This is a genomic window from Collinsella sp. LCP19S3_D5 (assembly GCF_052121415.1).
Classification (GTDB): domain Bacteria; phylum Actinomycetota; class Coriobacteriia; order Coriobacteriales; family Coriobacteriaceae; genus Collinsella.
Genome location: NZ_JBQKEH010000006.1, coordinates 74,275 through 91,434, shown reverse-complemented (window position 1 = coordinate 91,434; position 17,160 = coordinate 74,275). Strand labels below are relative to the sequence as shown.

The following is a 17,160-nucleotide window of genomic DNA, read 5'->3' as shown; positions in this document are numbered from 1 at the left end:
GAATGCGTATCTACAACAGCGCTACCCATAAAAAGGAAGAGTTCCAGCCCATCGAGCCCGGCAAGGTCCGCATGTACGTGTGCGGCCCCACGGTTTACGACAACATCCACATCGGCAACGCCCGCACGTTCATCAGCTTCGATGTGATTCGACGCTGGCTCATCGCGAGCGGCTACGAGGTCACGTTCGCCCAGAACCTTACCGATGTCGACGACAAGATCATCAAGCGCGCCAACGAACAGGGCCGTACGGCCGCCGAGGTCGCGACGGAGTTCTCGGATAAGTTTATTGGCGTCATGCGCGCTGCCAACGTGCTCGATCCCGATGTGCGCCCCCGCGCCACCAAGGAGATCGGCCCCATGATTGCCATGATCAAGGCGCTCATCGAGCAGGGCCACGCTTACGCCGCCGATAACGGCGACGTGTACTTTTCCGTGCGCAGCGATCCCAACTACGGTCAGGTCTCGGGCCGCAACATCGACGACCTTATGGTGGGTGCGCGCATCGAGGAGAACGAGGACAAGAACGACCCGCTCGACTTTGCCCTGTGGAAGGCCGCCAAGCCCGGCGAGCCCAGCTGGCCGAGCCCCTGGGGCGAGGGCCGTCCCGGCTGGCACACCGAGTGCGCCGCCATGGTGCACCGCTACCTGGGTACCCCGATCGACATTCACGGCGGTGGCTCCGACCTTGCCTTCCCGCATCACGAGAACGAGTGCGCCCAGGCTGCCTGCGCCTGGCACCAGGGCTTCTCCAACACCTGGATGCACACGGGCATGCTGCTGGTCGACGGCGAGAAGATGTCCAAGTCGCTTGGTAACTTCTTTACGCTGGCCGAGGTGCTCGAGCAGCACTCCGCTGCCGCCCTGCGCCTGCTGATGCTGCAGACGAGCTATCGCTCGCCGCTCGACTTCTCCTGGGAGCGCCTGGAGGGTGCCGAGAATTCGCTCACGCGTATCGCCGGTACGGTCGAGAACCTGCGCTGGGCCGCGAACCATGCGACGGCCGATGCCGATGAGGCAGCATCTGAGGCATTTGCCGCCAAGGCTGCCGAGACCCGTGCCACTTTTAAGGAGTGCATGGACGACGACTTTAACACCGCCGGTGCCATGGGCGCCGTCTTTGGTTTTGTCACCGAGTGCAATCAGTATCTGGAGCAGGCGGGCGACGCTGCCGACAAGGCCGCGGCTCTTGCTGCCGCCGATACGCTGGTCGAGCTGCTCGATACGTTTGGCGTTGAGCTTCCCGAGCCCAAGGTCGAGCTGCCGCTGGGCCTTTTGGGCGTTGCCGCCGGCTTGGTCGCCTACACTGGTGACGACGTGGACGAGGCCGCTGCCAAGATTCTCGAGGCTCGCGCCGAGGCCCGTGCCGCCAAAAACTGGGACTTGGCAGACGCCATCCGCGATCAGCTCAAGGACTTGGGCCTGACGATTGAAGACACCGCCGCCGGCACCCGTATCAAATCCCTCTAACCCCCGCGGGTTTCCCAAGCACCCGACCGCCCGAGCCACGGCACCTTGCCTTTCAATCGTCGGGCATGGCCCCAAGGTCTATGCCCTCCTCTTTCAAGGCAATCTGCCGCACCTCGGGCGGTCGGTCTATTTGTTTCGTTTGATAGTTGTATTTAGGAGGCCGTCCTATGGCCGACAATCGCAAGCGTGCGCCTCGTGGCGGCAAGCAGGCCGCTTCTGGCTCGCGTCCGATTCGCCGAAATGACTGCGCTGCCGCTTCCAAGGGCCAGCGCGATCGCACCCAAGCTGCGCGTCCGCAGCGCGATCGCAACCGCGACGCTGTCCAGGCTCCCAAGGGCGAGTTTATCGAAGGCCGTCGTGCTGCCGTCGAGGCGCTGCGCACCGGTTTTCCCATCAAGTGCGCGCTCATTGCCGAGGGCGGGGAGCGCGATGCCGCCCTGTCTCGTCTGGTCGACGACCTCAACGCCGCGGGTGTCCGCATTAAGTACGTGCCGCGCGCGCAGCTCGATGCGCTGTCGAGCCATGGCGCTCACCAGGGCATTGCGCTCGAGGTGGGTAACTTCCCTTATGCCGATGTTGCCGATATCCTCGACCGTGCGGGCGAGGGCCCGGCACTTGTCGTGGTGCTCGACCACGTGACCGATGACGGCAACTTTGGCGCCATCGTGCGCTCCGCCGAGGTCGTGGGCGCGGCGGGCGTCATCATCGCCAACAAGCGCGCTGCCGGCGTGACCGTGGGCAGCTACAAGACCTCAGCCGGCGCCGTCATGCATCTGCCTATCGCCCAGGTCCCCAATATCGCCCGTGCGCTCGACGATCTTAAGGCCGCTGGCTTTTGGGTGGGCGGCGCCTCCGAGCACGCCGAGGGCATTTGCTGGGATGCTCCCTTCGAGGGCCGCGTGGCGCTTGTCATGGGCTCCGAGGGCGACGGCATCTCGCGCCTGGTGCTCGAGAAATGCGACTTTTTGACCAAGCTTCCTCAGCGTGGCATGACCGAGAGCCTCAACGTTGCCCAGGCAACGACGGCATTGTGCTTTGAGTGGCTACGTCGCAACGCCGGCGAGCTCATGGGGGAGGAGTAGCGCATGTCCAAGAAGAACCGCGCCAAGTCTAAGGCCAAGCGCTTTGGCGAAGGCTCGGCCAAGCCGATTGTCTCGGCCGCGACCTACGGCGTGGGCGGCAATGCGTTTGCGCAGGCTATCGCCGACCCGGTCTCGACGGTTCACTCCAATAAGCCCGAGCTGCTGGTGGTCGACGGCTACAACGTGATCCACTGCACGCCGCGTTACGAAAAGCTCGTGTACGACCATTCCGACGATCCGTATTCCAGCGACGTTCACGATATGGCACGCACCGCCCTTATCAACGACGTTGCCGCCTTTGCCCAGGGCCGCTACGAGGCCGTGATTGTGTTTGACGGCGCTGGCAATATCTCTAGCGAGCGTCCCAACTTGCCGGCTCGCGGCGTGCGCATCGAGTTTTCGCCGACGGGTGTATCGGCCGATACCGTGGTACAAAAGCTCTGCATTGAGGCGCGCGAGGAAGGCCGCGCGTGCTCCGTGGTATCGAGTGACGGCACAATTCAAGCCGTCGTCATGGGCAAGGGCGTTACGCGCATCTCGAGCCGCATGCTGGTGGACGAGATCAAACAGATCGATAACGACGTCCGCGAGGCCGAGGAGGCTCCGCAGATCAAGATGACTCTGGGCAGTCGCCTGAGCCCCGAGGCACTGGCCAAGCTCAAGGCCCTGCGCGGGAGGTAGGTAAACCTTCTATGGGGAGCTGCTTTCTCGATTGATCAACCAACTGGTTTGTAATCAATGGGTTGCGGCTTGGCATCGCCAAAACGAATAGTTTTTGGTTCTGGCGAACAGATAAAACTATTCGTTCTGACGAATAGTTTTGAGATGTGGTCGGTCAAAGGGCCTGTTGCGCCTTGTCCGCAATTCCTTTATTCTTAATTGGCTTCGCGCGAAAGCGCCAAGTGTGCCAGTGTGGCGCAACGGTAGCGCAACTGATTTGTAATCAGTGGGTTGCGGGTTCGATTCCTGTCACTGGCTCCATGAGAGTTTCGGGCTCTGTTCCCTAGTGGGACAGGGTCCGTTTCTTGTTTTGGCGAGTTGTCGGGCTCGGTATTCGTCTTGTTTTCCAGTTTGTCTCGAGCTGTAACACTAAGACGGGCATTTTGCTTCTATCTGTTACAGATCGAGATGGAAGGTTGAAGGCTGCCCGTCTGTCTCAATCTGTAACAGATAGAAGCGGAATAACGGTCTAGATGTTACAGATTGAGATGAAAGTCACACGCCATTTCTCGTGCTTGCGTCGTCGCGCTGACCGAATAATTGACATCCCCGCAAGGCGTTTTGCATATCTCGGTTTAGACTAATAGCTTAGGTGCCGATGAGGCTCGACAGCGATGCAAGAAGCGGCGCCGAGCATTTTGTTTCCAGACGCTGCGTCCGAAGGGCGTTTTATGAATCTGAAGAGCTTTGATAACCAAAACGAGCTGCTTAAAGATGGTCTAATTGAAGCAATCAATAACGGAGATCGAATTTCAGTCGCTGCGGCGCTGTTCTCGATTTATGGATATGGCGAGCTCAAAAAACAGCTTGAGGCATGCGATTCCTTCCGGTTTATTTATACGGAACCGACCTTCTTATCCGTCAAAGCCCAGAAGGAGCAGCGTGAGTACTATATCCCGCGTATGGGGCGCGAGAGCAGTATTGGCGGCACGGACCTCGAGATTAAGCTCAAGAATGAACTTAGGCAGAAAGCTGTCGCTCGTGAATGCGCCGAGTGGATTAGAAAGAAGGCAGAGTTCCGCTCATACCGAGATGCCAATCGCGCAGCCGGTGGCTATCTCGTCGTCGACGGTACCGAGCCTGCGGCGTTCCAGCCTATCGAGGGCCTGACGACGTCCGCTCTGGGTACAACGCCCAGCAAGCAGCTCACCATGACTATGGGCATCCCGGGGGACATGGCGCGCCAGTACCTGTGTCAGTTCAATGCCGCCTGGGATTCGGGCGAGCTTGAGGACGTTACCCAGGCGGTAATCGACTCCATCTCCACCATGTATCGCGAGAACCCGCCCGAGCTGGTCTACTACGCCGCGCTCTACCGCATCTTTAGCGAGTTCCTCGAGGACGTCTCGGTGGATGACCTCGCAAAAGAGGGGACCGGCTTCAAGGAGAGCAAAGTCTGGAACCTGCTCTACGATTTCCAGCAGGACGCGGCGCTTGCCATCATCAACAAGCTCCAGACCTACAACGGCTGCATCCTCGCAGACAGCGTCGGACTGGGCAAGACGTTCACTGCCCTCGCGGTCATTAAGTACTATGAGCTGCTCAACCGCAACGTGCTCGTGCTCTGCCCCAAGCGCCTCTCGGACAACTGGCTCACCTATAAAAAGAACTACGTCAACAACCCCATCGCCGCCGATCGCCTGCGCTACGACGTGCTCTACCACACTGACCTGTCCCGCGATAAGGGAATGACGGTGGAGGGTAACGACCTCGAGAAGTTTAACTGGGGTGCCTACGACCTCGTCGTCATCGACGAGTCCCATAACTTCCGCAACGGTGCAGACACCTCGTCCAAGGTCGAGGACGAGACGCAGGGCAACCGCTTCGAGAGGCTCCTCAACAAGGTGATCAAGGACGGAGTCGAGACGAAGGTTCTGATGCTTTCGGCAACCCCCGTCAACAACAGGTTCCGCGATCTACACAACCAGCTCAAGCTTGCCTATCAGGGCGATCCCGACGCATGGTCGAAAAAGCTCGGACTCGACAAGCCGGTCGATCAGGTATTCCGCGACGCGCAGGCGGCGTTTCGCGACTGGTCGGAGCTGCCCGCGGCCGATAGGACCACGACGGCGCTGACGGACCGGCTCGACTTCAACTTCTTCCAGATTCTCGACCGCGTTACCGTTGCGCGCTCGCGCAGACATGTGCAGCGCTACTACGATGTATCCGCGATCGGTCCGTTCCCCAAAAGGCTTAAGCCGGTATCGTTGCGGCCGAGTCTGGCCACCTCGGACGAGGCGGGCACCTACTCGCAGATAGCCGACACGCTCGCCTCGCTCACGCTCGCGGTCTACCTGCCCACGGTCTATCTCCATCCCAGCGCGGCGCCCAAGTACGCCGACGAGCACGGTCGTCCTCCCACCAGCGGTCGCGAGCAGGGAATGGTCAAGCTCATGTCCTCCATTCTGCTCAAGCGCCTGGAGAGCTCCGTCTACGCCTTCGAGATCACGCTGGGCAAGATTATCGAGGTCATTAGGCACAATCTAAAGGTTATTGAGGACTATCGCGCCGGCGCGTCCGGCGCGTCGGTCGAGGCCGTCGAGTCCTTTGAGTATGAGGAGGGGGACACCGACTTTACGGTCGGCACCAAGAGCAGGTTCTCGCTCGAGGACATGGACTGGATTAGCTGGGAGCGCGATATGCTCAAGGACCTCGAGGCACTCGAGGACATCCGACAGCTTATCGCTCCTATCGATGCCGAGCATGACGCGAAACTGGCCAAGCTCAGGCGCGTCATCGCGGACAAGATTGAGAACCCCATAAACCCGGGCAACAAGAAGCTGCTGATCTTTACGGCGTTTGCTGACACGGCGGACTACCTCTACAAGAACATCGGCGCCTACGTCGAGGAGCGCTATGGGCTCGAGGTCGCTGAGGTCGCTGGCGGCTCGCAGAGCGCCCGCTGCTCGGTCGAGGGCGTTCGCAACGACATGAACGAGGTCATTACCTGCTTCAGCCCGGTATCGAAGGACCGCGACGTTGCGTATCCGAGACTCAAGGGCAAGGACATCGACGTGCTCATCGCGACCGACTGTATTTCCGAAGGCCAGAACCTGCAGGACTGCGACTGCGTCATCAACTACGACATCCACTGGAACCCGGTGCGCATCGTGCAGCGCTTTGGCCGCGTCGACCGTATTGGCTCCAAGAACGCCTGCATCCAGCTCATCAACTTCTGGCCCGATGTTGAGCTCGACGAGTACATCAACCTCAAGGCACGCGTCGAGAACAAGATGCATGCGCTGGTGATGGCATCGACGGGTGATGACGACTATATCAACGAGGACGAGAAGGGCGACTTGGAGTATCGCCGCCAGCAGCTTGAGCGCATGAAGGACGAGGTCGTCGATCTGGAGGATGCCCAGGGCGGCATTTCCATCACCGACCTTGGCCTCAACGACTTCCGTATGGACTTGGTCGAGTACCGGAAGGAGCATCCCGAGATCGAAAACGTCCCATACGGCATCGAGGCAGTCGCTGCCGGCGAAGAGCCGGGCACGATATTTGTGCTGCGCAACGCGAATGGCAACATCGACAGACTCTCCGGCAACCCCATCCATCCCTTCTACCTGGTGTACGTTGGCGAGGACGGGTCGATCCTGCATGGCTATGCCACGCCCAAGGACATCTTGGACGAGATGAGGCGAATCTGTCGAGGCGTCCAGGAGCCGGTTGAAGACCTGTGCCGCGCTTACAACGCTCAGACCGACGACGGGCGTGACATGGCTGCCCAGACGGACCTACTGGCAAGTGCGATCGGCTCCATCGTCGAGGGCAAAAGCGAGTCCGATATCGACAGCTTCTTCAGCGGCGGGACGACGGGCTTTTTGGAGAACGACATCGAGGGCATCGACGACTTTGAGCTCGTGTGCTTCTTGGTGGTGAAAAAACCATGCTAGGACTTCCGGCCACGACCGAGGTGGGAAGGCGTCTGCCCAAAGAGGCCTTCTACCGTCATATGGACGTTGATGCTGCCACCCGGCGTGACCTTACGGGTGGCGTGGCGTCAATTATCGTCGCGAACTCCATCAAGCCGGCTACGACCAATATCGCCGACGGCAAAGCGGTACACGAGATTCTCGTGCTGAGGATCGATCCCAAAGGGGAACGGGTGCCCGAGCGCGCCGTGCGCCTGGTGAGCAACGCGACGCCCAACAAGGCCGTGATTGTCGACGGCGGATCCGGCGATATCGCGATTTGCGAGGAGGGTCGCCTGCTGGAGACGCGGGATATCAAGCGTCTTGCCTTGAACGGTTTCAATCTCGACATGGTATGGGATTCCATGCTCGCCCAAGTCGCGTTGGGAGAATTCGATGGTCACGACGTCTGGGCGAGAATCGATCGCCGTGAGAAAATAGACGGGTTGCGTGCGGAGGTCTCCGCGCTCGACACCAAGGCCCGCATGGAACGACAGATTGTCCGAAAGAACGAGCTATTTTTACAGATGAAAAAGAAGCAAGCCGAGCTTAGGCGGCTTGAGGAGGAGTAGCAACGATGGAGAAGATCAGCCGGGAGACCCCCGACCTCACGCAGGAGAACATCGCCAAGATCGCCGCGCTCTTCCCTGACGTAGTGACCGAGGCGGCGGACGCCGACGGCAACGTCAGGCTCGCCATCGACTTCGATGCCCTGCGCGACGACCTCTCCGGGGAGGTCGTGGACGGCCCGCGCGAGCGCTACCAGTTCACCTGGCCCGGCAAGCGCGAGGCCAAGCTCGAGGCGCGCCGCCCCACCAAGAAGACTATGCGCCCCTGCCCCGAGAAGTCCAAGGACTGGGAGAGCACCGAGAACCTCTACATCGAGGGCGACAACCTCGAGGCCCTCAAGATCATGCGCGAGACCTACGCCGGCAAAGTTAAGCTGATCTATATCGATCCACCTTACAACACGGGTAGTGACTTCGTGTACGACGATGACTTCTCCAAGGCGCGGGCGGAATACGACGCCCAGAACGGCGACTACAACGAGGAGGGTGGCCGCCTTGTAGCCAACCCCGAGTCCAACGGCCGCTTCCACTCCGACTGGTGCTCGATGATGTATCCGAGGCTCATGCTGGCTAGGGATATGTTGAGCGACGACGGTGCAATCTTTATTAGCATTGACGATAACGAGTCCAAGAACCTTCGCGCCATCTGCGGCGAGGTGTTTGGTGCTTCTTGCTTTGTTGGAGATATTGCCTGGCAGAAGACCTATTCGCCGAGAAACGATTCGAAGGGGATTCCATCTGAGGTTGAGCATATCCTGGCGTACTCGAAGAGCCCCGAGTGGATACCGGGCAGACTGCCAAGAACTGCCGAGATGGATGGCCGCTACTCGAGTCCGGATGGCGACCCGCGCCCCTGGAAGGCGGGGGACGCGTCGGCACCCGGTGCCGCTACACACCAAGGTATGGTATATGCCATTCAGCATCCACTCACAGGCGAGCTACTGTACCCGCCGAACGGTCGATGTCGACCGTTCGGCGGGTACAGCATGCTCAGCTTGATGAGTGAATGGGCTGATTATGAATGGGTTGATATTCATGATGAAGAGCGCCGAGCGCAGATATGTAATCTGCCTGCTAACGAAGTACGTCGGGATGTTAAAGCCCTCATGCTAAAGAATCCTGATGAGACAACATACGCACGATCCAGAGCACGATATGAAGAGGGCAGCTGGCCCGTCTTGTACTTTACAAGTGGTGGTAATGGGGGCATGGCCTGTAAGCGCTATCTTGACGAGATGGATGGGAAGATGCCCACCAACCTATGGTCCTACTCCGAGGTTGGTCATACCGACGAGGCAAAGAAGCAGCTCAAATCTCTCTTCGACGGCTCCGCACCTTTCGACACCCCAAAGCCCGTTCGCCTGGTCGATCGCATCCTAACCATCGCCAGCGACAAGGACTCCATTGTCCTGGACTTCTTCTCTGGGTCTGCCACCACAGCAGAAGCCGCTATGCGCAAGAATGCCGAGGACGGTGGCAATAGGCGCTTTGTCCTCGTTCAACTGCCCGAAGAGACTCCTGGCGGCTGGGACAATCTGTGCAACGTCGGTGAGGAGCGTATTCGCCGAGCTGGCGAGAAGATTAAGACCGAAATCGACAAGGCCAACGAGCAGCTCGAACTCGGCGCCGAGCCCAAGCCCGTGCCCGATATCGGTTTCCGCGTGCTGCGTGTAGATGACTCCTGCCTCAAAGATGAGTTCGCTGCACCGGACCAGTACGACCAGACTCAGCTCGACCTCTTCGCCGACAATGCCGCCGAAGGCGCTGCGCCGCTTGGCCTGCTCTTTCAGGTCCTGCCCGCATTCCGCATCGAGTACTCCGCCAAAATCGCTGAGCGCGAAATCGGCGGCAAGGCGTGCTTCGACGTCAACGATGGCCAGCTTATCGCCTGCTTTGACGAGGATGTCGATACCGTGGCGTTGGAGGCAATCGCCAAAGAGCGTCCGCTCTACGCGGTCTTCCGCGACGCATGCTTCTCCAACGACGCCGCCGTGGCAAACCTCGAAGAGCTCTTCAAAACCTTCAGTCCCGACACCATCCGTAAGGTGATCTAAAGTGCATCGGGCCGCCGCTGGTTGAGTGACGGCCCGATTTAATGACGGGTATCAACTCGTTGAATGTAACTTTGAGCCATGGCGGCTCAAACAAGACCTAGTCGCCCGTTTCGCTTGCGGGGTCCACAACTTCGAAATCTTCCGGCGGATACAGGTAATCCTCTCCGCTGTCGTCGACAATGCGATACCAGTCCTTTTCTACGGATAGGACCGTGTAGACCTTACCGTTGGTAAGCTCGAGGAATGAAGTTTCGCCCAGGTATTTTACTTTCACGACAACCACCTCTTAATCTTGAATTTGACCTTCGGTTGGCCAGAGGCTTCGAACCAATGAACTTCGGCTTCTCTGCTCTGCCCGTTGTAATCAACGACGCCGATTCCTTTGACGTGCTTCCAATCGCGAGGGCGCCCTCCAATTTGTTGACTCAGGCCTAAAGCAACTTTTGGGTTGAGTTTGTTTCTTACACCTTTGCCGGCAAACACCTCTACATTGCGTATGGTTGTGCCCTCTAGAAATCTAAAGATCCGACCAGTGTGGGGGTCTTTAATGTCGTAGTTTAAGGCTTTAGCGCTTAGGCTGCGACCGATTTGAATGTTGACCTCGGGAAGCGTCTCGGGTTCAAATCCAGCCAGCGGCAATTTGCCTGATCCCCAGGTCGCGCCAAAGTCTAAGCCTCGTCCATATCCCCCGCCCATTATGCCGCCTCCGTCTGATGGGCTAGCGCAGTTTGCGTTGGATAGCTTTTAACGTTGACCCCTGCGTCCAATGCGGAATCAAAGATGTCGTCTGGCGCTGTTCCATAGACGATGATGTTTTTGGGGCGGAGGCGAGAGACAGACTCATCGACATATGCCTTGAAGACTGCCCTGTCATCTGCGGTGTTTAATGCGCCGATCGTACCCATGGCTATGGTTGCTTCGGTCGGAATGCCGTCAAAGGCGTATATATAGCTACGCCTGTCGGTTGGCCTTATGTTCGGTATGCATGCTCCGCCACAACGCTCATAGAGGCTTCCGAGCAGCCTTCCCCTGAAGCAATTCCAGTATTGCAGGGCAAACGGCATGTTTCTGTACATGCTGAAGTCCCAGGAAACGATTCCTGGATGTTCGAGGAGCCGATCCATGTATTTAAAGGGGTTGTTCCAGAAAGGACGGAGCTTGACGTCGTACTCATATGGAACCACCCATGCGGAAGGGTCGTCGCGCTTGCGAGATTTTGAATCAGAAAAGCGAACGACTCGTTCGGGTATTTGATCGGTCCCGTTAATTACGGGCATTTCGAAATCTCCGGTGTAGGTTACGCCAGAATAGTATCTGGTATGAAAAGTGTCATAGTTACTTAAGCTGCCCATGGCAACCTCATTTCTATCGATATTCAACTTGTTTTTTTTGGCTTGCGCTGAATTCGACAGGAATATAGGCATAACGGAAACAATGAAGCCTATACTAAACGCAGCAACGCGAGTCCTTGTCGACTCCAGATCGGCTGCTTCTGTTGGCGCAGGAGCAGCCGTTTTATCTAAGCACGCCCAATAAGACCGCCTCCTCTCCATACGGCGTTACTAACAAGCCACTGCTCATGGGGTTCCCAGAATGAATTTTCCTTGCGACGGTTATTTGCTTGGTCTATGGCAAAACTGGCGCATTTGCCGCTGACGCCAAAACGTTCTGTAACGGCAGCGCCTTTTGGCAACGTTAGTATTAATGGGTGTGGGGCCAGTAGGTATCCAGCAAAATAGTCCGCCTCTGCTTCCTTAAAGGGGTTTTCTTCGCTGTGCCCTAAAAAAATATGAGCCAGCTCGTGGGCGCCCGAAAAGCGTGACCTGTTGTAGGTTGAGCCACTTACATCGTTGACAGCAAGAGTGGCCGAATTATATTCGGCGTCGGCAATGGTGAAGGCATCGCTCGATACGGCAAATGCCGCATTTCGCATATGAGGGTCGAGGGAAGAGTAGGGAACGATCTTAACCCCTAGCGCTTCCGCAGCTGCTCCTACGCTTATCGGGTATTTCGCAAGATCGTAATCTTGCAGCATCTCGATAACGGCTCGTTCGATTTCTTTCTGGTGCTGGCGTTCGAGCAATGAATTCCTCCTATTAACGCTTGGCTAAGGCGGCGATTAATTCGGCCCTTTGTTCCTCGCTGAGGCTGTGCGCATTGCGCGCTATCAGACGAATTGCATCATCGGTCTCTTTTTGATTGTTGTTTCCTGTGATTGCTTCGGGTGCAACATTGAGTGCTCTTGCGATGGCGGCAATTGTAATGGGTCGCGGCTCTCGTGCTCCGCTGACGTATCTGCTAATAGCTGCTGGGGTAAGTCCGGTTTTCGCGGCAAGCTCCTTCTGGCTCATTCCCTTTTCTGCCAAAAGTGCGCCCAGCCTCCTTCCAACTAAAGATGCCATACGTGCTCCTCTCACATAGTAGATGGTAACAGTTACCATCTACTGGTAACTGTAGCTATGCCCATATTAACCTGTCAAGCCTCTTTTTGCTGCACAGTCAATTTATAACGGCCAAAATCGGATTAAAATGCCAGGTAATGAAGTATTTTGCGCTGGAACTATTCGAGCGATAATCATTGTCACTTTGATGGAAACAGCAATGGAGTGCTCAGATGCAGTTCAAGTTCAAAATTCAGCCGTATCAGACTGAGGCTGCGCGCGCGGTGACCGATGTCTTTGCCGGCCAGCCCAATTCTGGCGCCTCGCTCTATCTGCGTGATCTCGGTCGCGCGGTGGGCGGCGACGGCACTGAAGTGCTGCCGGGTCTTGAGACACAGGTTCAGGCATCCGAGGGCTACGCGAATGCCCCGATTGCCCTTGGCTCCGCTACGCTGCTCGAGAACATTCACAAGGTGCAGCGCCGCAATCGCATCGTCGAGTCTTCGTCGCTTGCTGCTGGCCCCGCCCCGGTAAACCTTGACGTGGAGATGGAGACGGGCACGGGCAAGACTTACGTTTACACCAAGACCATGCTCGAGCTCAACCGTCTCTATGGCTGGACCAAGTTCATCATCGTGGTGCCGTCCGTCGCCATCCGCGAGGGCGTCTACAAATCGCTCAAGAATACCGAGCAGCACTTTTTTGAGCAGTACGGCAAGGCCATCCGCTACTTTGTCTACAACAGCAGCCGTCTGGGCGATATCGACCGCTTCTCGGCGAGTTCCGATATCAACGTCATGGTCATCAACATGCAGGCGTTCAACACGTCCATGAAGGAGGGCGGACGCTCCAAGGAGGCCCGCATCATGTACTCCGAGCGCGACGAGTTCGCGAGCCGTCGCCCCATCGATGTGATCGCCGCCAACAACCCCATCGTCATCCTGGACGAGCCGCAGAAGATGGGCGGCAGGGCCACCCAGGCGGGCATCGCCCGCTTCCGCCCCATCGCGTGCCTCAACTATTCGGCGACGCATCGCGACCGCCACGACGCCGTCTATGTGCTGGACGCACTCGACGCATTCAACCAGCGCCTGGTCAAGCGCATCGAGGTCAAGGGTTTCGAGCTCAAGAACATGCGCGGTACCGACGGTTACCTATACCTTCAGGATATCAAGATCTCCAAGAACAAGCCGCCTCAGGCCGTTATCGAGTTCAAGAGACTCAACGCCTCTGGCTCTATCTCCAAGCGTGCACAGGGTTTCTACGAGCAGGACGACATCTATCCCGCGTCCGGCGAGCTCGAGGCGTACCGCGACGGGTTCACCGTGTCCGAGATCGTCCCGGACAGCGATGCCCAGCTGGGCTACGTCAAGTTCCTCAACGGCATCGAGCTTTGCCGCGGCGACGTCTACGGCGACTCCTCCGATCGCGATATGCGCCGCGTTCAGATCCGCGAGACTATCAAGAGCCATCTGGAAAAGGAAGAGGCACTGTTTGCGCGCGGCATCAAGTGCCTGTCGCTCTTCTTTATCGATGAGGTCGCCAAGTACCGCGTCTATGATGACGACGGCGAGGAAGACCTGGGCGAGTACGGCCGAATCTTTGAGGAGGAGTACGTACGCGCCATTGATGAGTACGGTCGCGGGCAACAGAACCTCGACGCCTCGCTCGATGCGGGTCTCGGGGAGGTGCGCCGCCGCTACCTGGAATGGCTGGGCGGCATCGACGTCCATGCAACGCACAAGGGATACTTCTCCATCGACAAGAAAGGGCATTCGGTTAACTCCAAGCTCAAGCGCAACAGCGATGAGTCCGATGATGAGAGCGCCTACGATCTCATCCTCAAGGACAAGGAGCGCCTGCTGTCGTTCGACGAGCCCACGCGCTTCATCTTTAGCCACTCCGCCCTGCGCGAGGGCTGGGACAACCCCAATGTGTTCCAGATCTGCACGCTCAAGCATTCCGACTCCGAGACCGGTAAGCGCCAGGAGGTGGGCCGCGGCCTGCGCCTGTGCGTGAACCGGGAGGGCGAGCGACAGGACCTGGAGGCGCTGGGCGAGCAGGAGGTGCAGCGCGTCAACACGCTTACCGTCATCGCCAGCGAGAGCTACAGCGACTTCACGAAGTCCCTGCAGAAGGACATCAACGATGCCCTTCGCGAGCGTCCCAAGGCGGTCACGGAGGAGTTCCTCAAGGGCTTTGCCGTTCAGGCGGACGAGGAGAAGACCTATGCGCTCACGCAGGAAGACGCGCACGATGTCTACTTCGCGCTCGTACAGCACGGCCTCATCGACCGCGAGGGCGTGCCCACGCAAAAGTTCAAGGAATCGGGGCTCACATCCGTTACCGATGACGACTTGCCCGAGCATCTCTATGCCTATCGCAAGGATATCGAAGCGCTGGTGAAGAGCGTCTACGACGAGCATGCGCTCGACGACTACATCCGTAACGGCAACGACCCCAAGGTTCGCGAAAACCCGCTCAACGCCAACTTCGCGCGTGCCGAGTTCCAAGAACTTTGGAACAAGATCAACTCCAAGCACTCCTACACCGTTGATTTTGACGACGATGAGCTGCGGGCTAAGGCAATCGACCGAATTAACCGCGAACTGTTTGTGGCCAAGGCATCTTATGTTATGACGACCGCCGCGCAACGCTCGACTCAGACGCGGGAGAACCTTGAGCGCGGCGAGTCATTCGGCGATGCCACGAGGCGCGACTACGAGGTGGGCGAGGACGCCTCGGGCGTGACGTACGACCTGCTGGGCGAAGTCGCTACCGAGGCACGCATTACGCGCAGGAGCGCGGCGGCGATCCTGAAGGGCATCGCCCCCGTCAAGTTCCGCATGTTCCGCGATAACCCCGAGGAGTTTATCGCCAAGGTCTCCCGTTGCATCCTGGCCGAGAAGGCGACGATGGTGGTGGACCACATCACGTACCATAAACTCGACGAGCGGTACGATTCCACCATCTTCGCCGAGCGCATGCCCGAGAACGTTGGCCGGGCGCTGGAGACGAGCCGCTGCATCCAGGACTACGTGTTTTGGGATTCCGAGGGCGAGCGCGATTTCGCACGAGACCTCGATTCTGCTGAGGGTAAGGTTGCGGTTTACGCCAAGCTGCCGAGGTCCTTTAAGATCCCGACGCCGGTGGGCAACTATGCGCCTGACTGGGCCATCGCCTTCGAGAAGGGGAGCGTGCGCCACGTGTTCTTCGTCGCGGAGACCAAGGGTAGCATGGACAGTCTCACGCTGCGCGACATCGAGCGCGGCAAGATCGCCTGCGCGCGCAAGCTTTTCAATGAGTTCTCGGACGAGGACGTGCGTTATGACGTGGTGCACAGCTACGAGGATTTGCTGACCGTGATCCAGGGGACGGAGTAATCCCTGATTCCTGTTGCCTTCCGATTGGGACGTTGAGATGCCGACAGTTATCGATATCGATCAATTTCCGTCGATGGGGGAACGACGTTACGCGGTGGCGTGGTTGGATTCTCCGATGCCGCATTATGGGAAGCTTGTCTTGGTGGGCAATTACGTTCTCGAGACCGAGCTCTTCCATTTTCGATTTTCTGACCCGGATGACATCTTGAAGCGTCCCTTTATCGGTCTCGGTTGGGATAAGGTTGATATTCCGCCTGATGAACTTTTTGCCGAGGACGTTATCCCTGTTCCCATCAAACGGCCGAGCGGGCGACGTGACATTTCGAGCCTTTCCGGCATGTTCGAGCCACAGGTCGAAAGCATTCTCGGTAGAGAGCGATATGAGGAAGACGATGGAGAGCGGCATGAAACGTATTCTCAGATTATCCGCTCGATGACTCCGGCCCGGGCAAAAATCTGGCAGGCAGAATCTGAGATGCGGCTAAATACGCGTTTCGGTTGCCGTCTCAGCAAGGAGGATTTCGAGGCCATTTTCGAGATTCGAGGGTTGGAGCCAAACGAATGGACCGGCAAGTTCGTTGAAGATCTGCTTCCGATCAAATCAAAATGGCGTCGCTGGTGAATCCCGTCTTCCAATTATTGGGAGACTTGCATTGCGGTTTGGGGCGTTGCTATGAAGTCCGAATCGAACCGCACGTACATGAATTGAAGCGTATGGTTCGATTCCAGTGCACAGCTATTTTCGATTACCCGCCGTTAGCTTAAAAGCTTTCAGGTACAAGATGCCGCCGATAACGTACATGCAGGCATCAAGCGGATCTGGGGTACTAAACTCGAGCACCATGGGCGCAAGTACTTCCCAGCAGATTGAGCATCCCACCGATAATGCCAAGCTACTTGCAAAGTTGCATATCAGCGTTTTCCCGCTCACCGTTTCGCAGAGGACGTTTACGTAGGCGGGAAAAATGATTCCTCCGCACAGATCTCCGAGCTGATAATGGGCGAAGTCGTAGGGGAGGAAAAAGTCGAAGCTCGCAATGTATCTGTTAACGAGATACACGATGCCGGCAAGCAGCGGCAGAAGATTTGCGCTGGAAATAAGTGCAGATCTGAATCGTTTAGCCACAGACCGCAAACATAGTCAGGCCAAGGCAAATGCCCAAAGCAATGATGATGATCTGGCTGCAGCCGTTACCCGAAGGGACCATGACACTCTCTTTCTCGATACATTAGTAAATTAAAGTATGCCACAGGAGGCAGCGTATTTGTTGAGCAACAACCTGTGGCCGCCGGCACGCTTTCGGTTTGTATCGCCTAAAACGTCAGTCGAATGACCGGGTGCTCGCCGTGATAACTCTTGACAATAGCGCTGGCGTTATCGACAGCCACGAGATTCCTGAGTCTATTGGGGAATCCGCCCGCAATGAGGGCAAATACGACGGCGATGGCAAGGGCACAGTACGTGACCAAGCGTGCCTTCTTGCGAAATTCCCCAAGCTGATCGACCTTATCTCAGTAAAACATTCTGGTGATGATTAGTTGCTTGTGGAGTGTCGCACATGCGGAGGTAGAGGGTGGGGCGTCT

General features: G+C 57.6%; 15 protein-coding genes and 1 tRNA gene. 10 read left to right on the top strand and 6 right to left on the bottom strand.

Going from position 1 to position 17,160, the window contains the following annotated elements; translation table 11 throughout:
• Positions 1 to 2: 2 nt before the first annotated feature.
• The 7 genes from cysS (at position 3) to ACTQXO_RS04065 (ending at position 9,811) form a co-directional block, all read left to right on the top strand.
• Positions 3 to 1,469, top strand: coding sequence for a cysteine--tRNA ligase (gene cysS / locus ACTQXO_RS04095; protein ID WP_441038940.1), 1,467 nt, complete (start codon positions 3 to 5; stop codon positions 1,467 to 1,469).
• Positions 1,470 to 1,636: 167 nt separating this feature from the next.
• On the top strand, positions 1,637 to 2,551 hold the full coding sequence (gene rlmB / locus ACTQXO_RS04090; protein WP_441545465.1) for a 23S rRNA (guanosine(2251)-2'-O)-methyltransferase RlmB: 915 nt from the start codon (positions 1,637 to 1,639) through the stop codon (positions 2,549 to 2,551).
• A gap of 3 nt (positions 2,552 to 2,554) precedes the next feature.
• Complete coding sequence (locus ACTQXO_RS04085; RefSeq protein WP_154514764.1) at positions 2,555 to 3,232, top strand: NYN domain-containing protein; 678 nt, start codon at positions 2,555 to 2,557, stop codon at positions 3,230 to 3,232.
• Between the two features lie 225 nt (positions 3,233 to 3,457).
• Positions 3,458 to 3,532: transfer RNA gene (locus ACTQXO_RS04080), tRNA-Thr, on the top strand.
• Positions 3,533 to 3,942: 410 nt separating this feature from the next.
• Positions 3,943 to 7,170, top strand: a complete 3,228-nt coding sequence (locus ACTQXO_RS04075) for a helicase-related protein (protein WP_441545464.1) — start codon at positions 3,943 to 3,945, stop codon at positions 7,168 to 7,170.
• A complete protein-coding gene (locus ACTQXO_RS04070; protein ID WP_441545463.1) occupies positions 7,164 to 7,760 on the top strand; it encodes a DUF4391 domain-containing protein in 597 nt (198 codons plus the stop codon). Before ACTQXO_RS04075 ends, ACTQXO_RS04070 begins: the two co-directional genes overlap by 7 nt.
• Before the next feature lie 5 nt (positions 7,761 to 7,765).
• Positions 7,766 to 9,811 (top strand): site-specific DNA-methyltransferase, encoded by a 2,046-nt coding sequence (locus ACTQXO_RS04065; RefSeq protein ID WP_441545462.1) that lies wholly within the window; start codon positions 7,766 to 7,768, stop codon positions 9,809 to 9,811.
• Positions 9,812 to 9,908: 97 nt separating this feature from the next.
• Here ACTQXO_RS04065 and ACTQXO_RS04060 read toward each other — a convergent pair whose 3' ends face one another.
• The 5 genes from ACTQXO_RS04060 to ACTQXO_RS04040 all read right to left on the bottom strand — a co-directional run bounded on the left by ACTQXO_RS04060 (position 9,909) and on the right by ACTQXO_RS04040 (position 12,213).
• Complete coding sequence (locus ACTQXO_RS04060; protein WP_441545461.1) at positions 9,909 to 10,085, bottom strand: hypothetical protein; 177 nt, start codon at positions 10,083 to 10,085, stop codon at positions 9,909 to 9,911.
• Positions 10,082 to 10,507 (bottom strand): hypothetical protein, encoded by a 426-nt coding sequence (locus ACTQXO_RS04055; RefSeq protein ID WP_441032131.1) that lies wholly within the window; start codon positions 10,505 to 10,507, stop codon positions 10,082 to 10,084. The genes ACTQXO_RS04060 and ACTQXO_RS04055 overlap by 4 nt, the downstream gene beginning before the upstream one ends.
• Positions 10,507 to 11,190, bottom strand: coding sequence for a DUF4417 domain-containing protein (locus ACTQXO_RS04050; protein WP_441545460.1), 684 nt, complete (start codon positions 11,188 to 11,190; stop codon positions 10,507 to 10,509). The genes ACTQXO_RS04055 and ACTQXO_RS04050 overlap by 1 nt, the downstream gene beginning before the upstream one ends.
• 140 nt (positions 11,191 to 11,330) lie before the next feature.
• Positions 11,331 to 11,894 carry an ImmA/IrrE family metallo-endopeptidase gene (locus ACTQXO_RS04045; RefSeq protein WP_441545459.1) on the bottom strand — a complete coding sequence of 188 codons (564 nt, stop codon included), beginning with the start codon at positions 11,892 to 11,894 and terminating at the stop codon, positions 11,331 to 11,333.
• Positions 11,895 to 11,907: 13 nt separating this feature from the next.
• Complete coding sequence (locus ACTQXO_RS04040) at positions 11,908 to 12,213, bottom strand: helix-turn-helix domain-containing protein (protein WP_441032137.1); 306 nt, start codon at positions 12,211 to 12,213, stop codon at positions 11,908 to 11,910.
• A 212-nt stretch (positions 12,214 to 12,425) separates the two neighbouring features.
• On the opposite strand from ACTQXO_RS04040, the gene ACTQXO_RS04035 reads away from it, so the two are divergent.
• From ACTQXO_RS04035 to ACTQXO_RS04025, 3 genes are all read left to right on the top strand, one after another.
• Entirely contained in the window at positions 12,426 to 15,575 is a 3,150-nt protein-coding gene (locus ACTQXO_RS04035) for a type III restriction-modification system endonuclease (protein WP_441545458.1), read from the top strand.
• A 37-nt stretch (positions 15,576 to 15,612) separates the two neighbouring features.
• On the top strand, positions 15,613 to 16,197 hold the full coding sequence (locus tag ACTQXO_RS04030; RefSeq protein WP_441545457.1) for a hypothetical protein: 585 nt from the start codon (positions 15,613 to 15,615) through the stop codon (positions 16,195 to 16,197).
• A 439-nt stretch (positions 16,198 to 16,636) separates the two neighbouring features.
• Positions 16,637 to 16,816 (top strand): hypothetical protein, encoded by a 180-nt coding sequence (locus tag ACTQXO_RS04025; protein WP_441545456.1) that lies wholly within the window; start codon positions 16,637 to 16,639, stop codon positions 16,814 to 16,816.
• Positions 16,817 to 16,889: 73 nt separating this feature from the next.
• Here the strand turns inward: ACTQXO_RS04025 and ACTQXO_RS04020 are convergent, their stop codons facing one another.
• Positions 16,890 to 17,045 (bottom strand): hypothetical protein, encoded by a 156-nt coding sequence (locus ACTQXO_RS04020; protein ID WP_441545455.1) that lies wholly within the window; start codon positions 17,043 to 17,045, stop codon positions 16,890 to 16,892.
• Between the last annotated feature and the right edge of the window lie 115 nt (positions 17,046 to 17,160).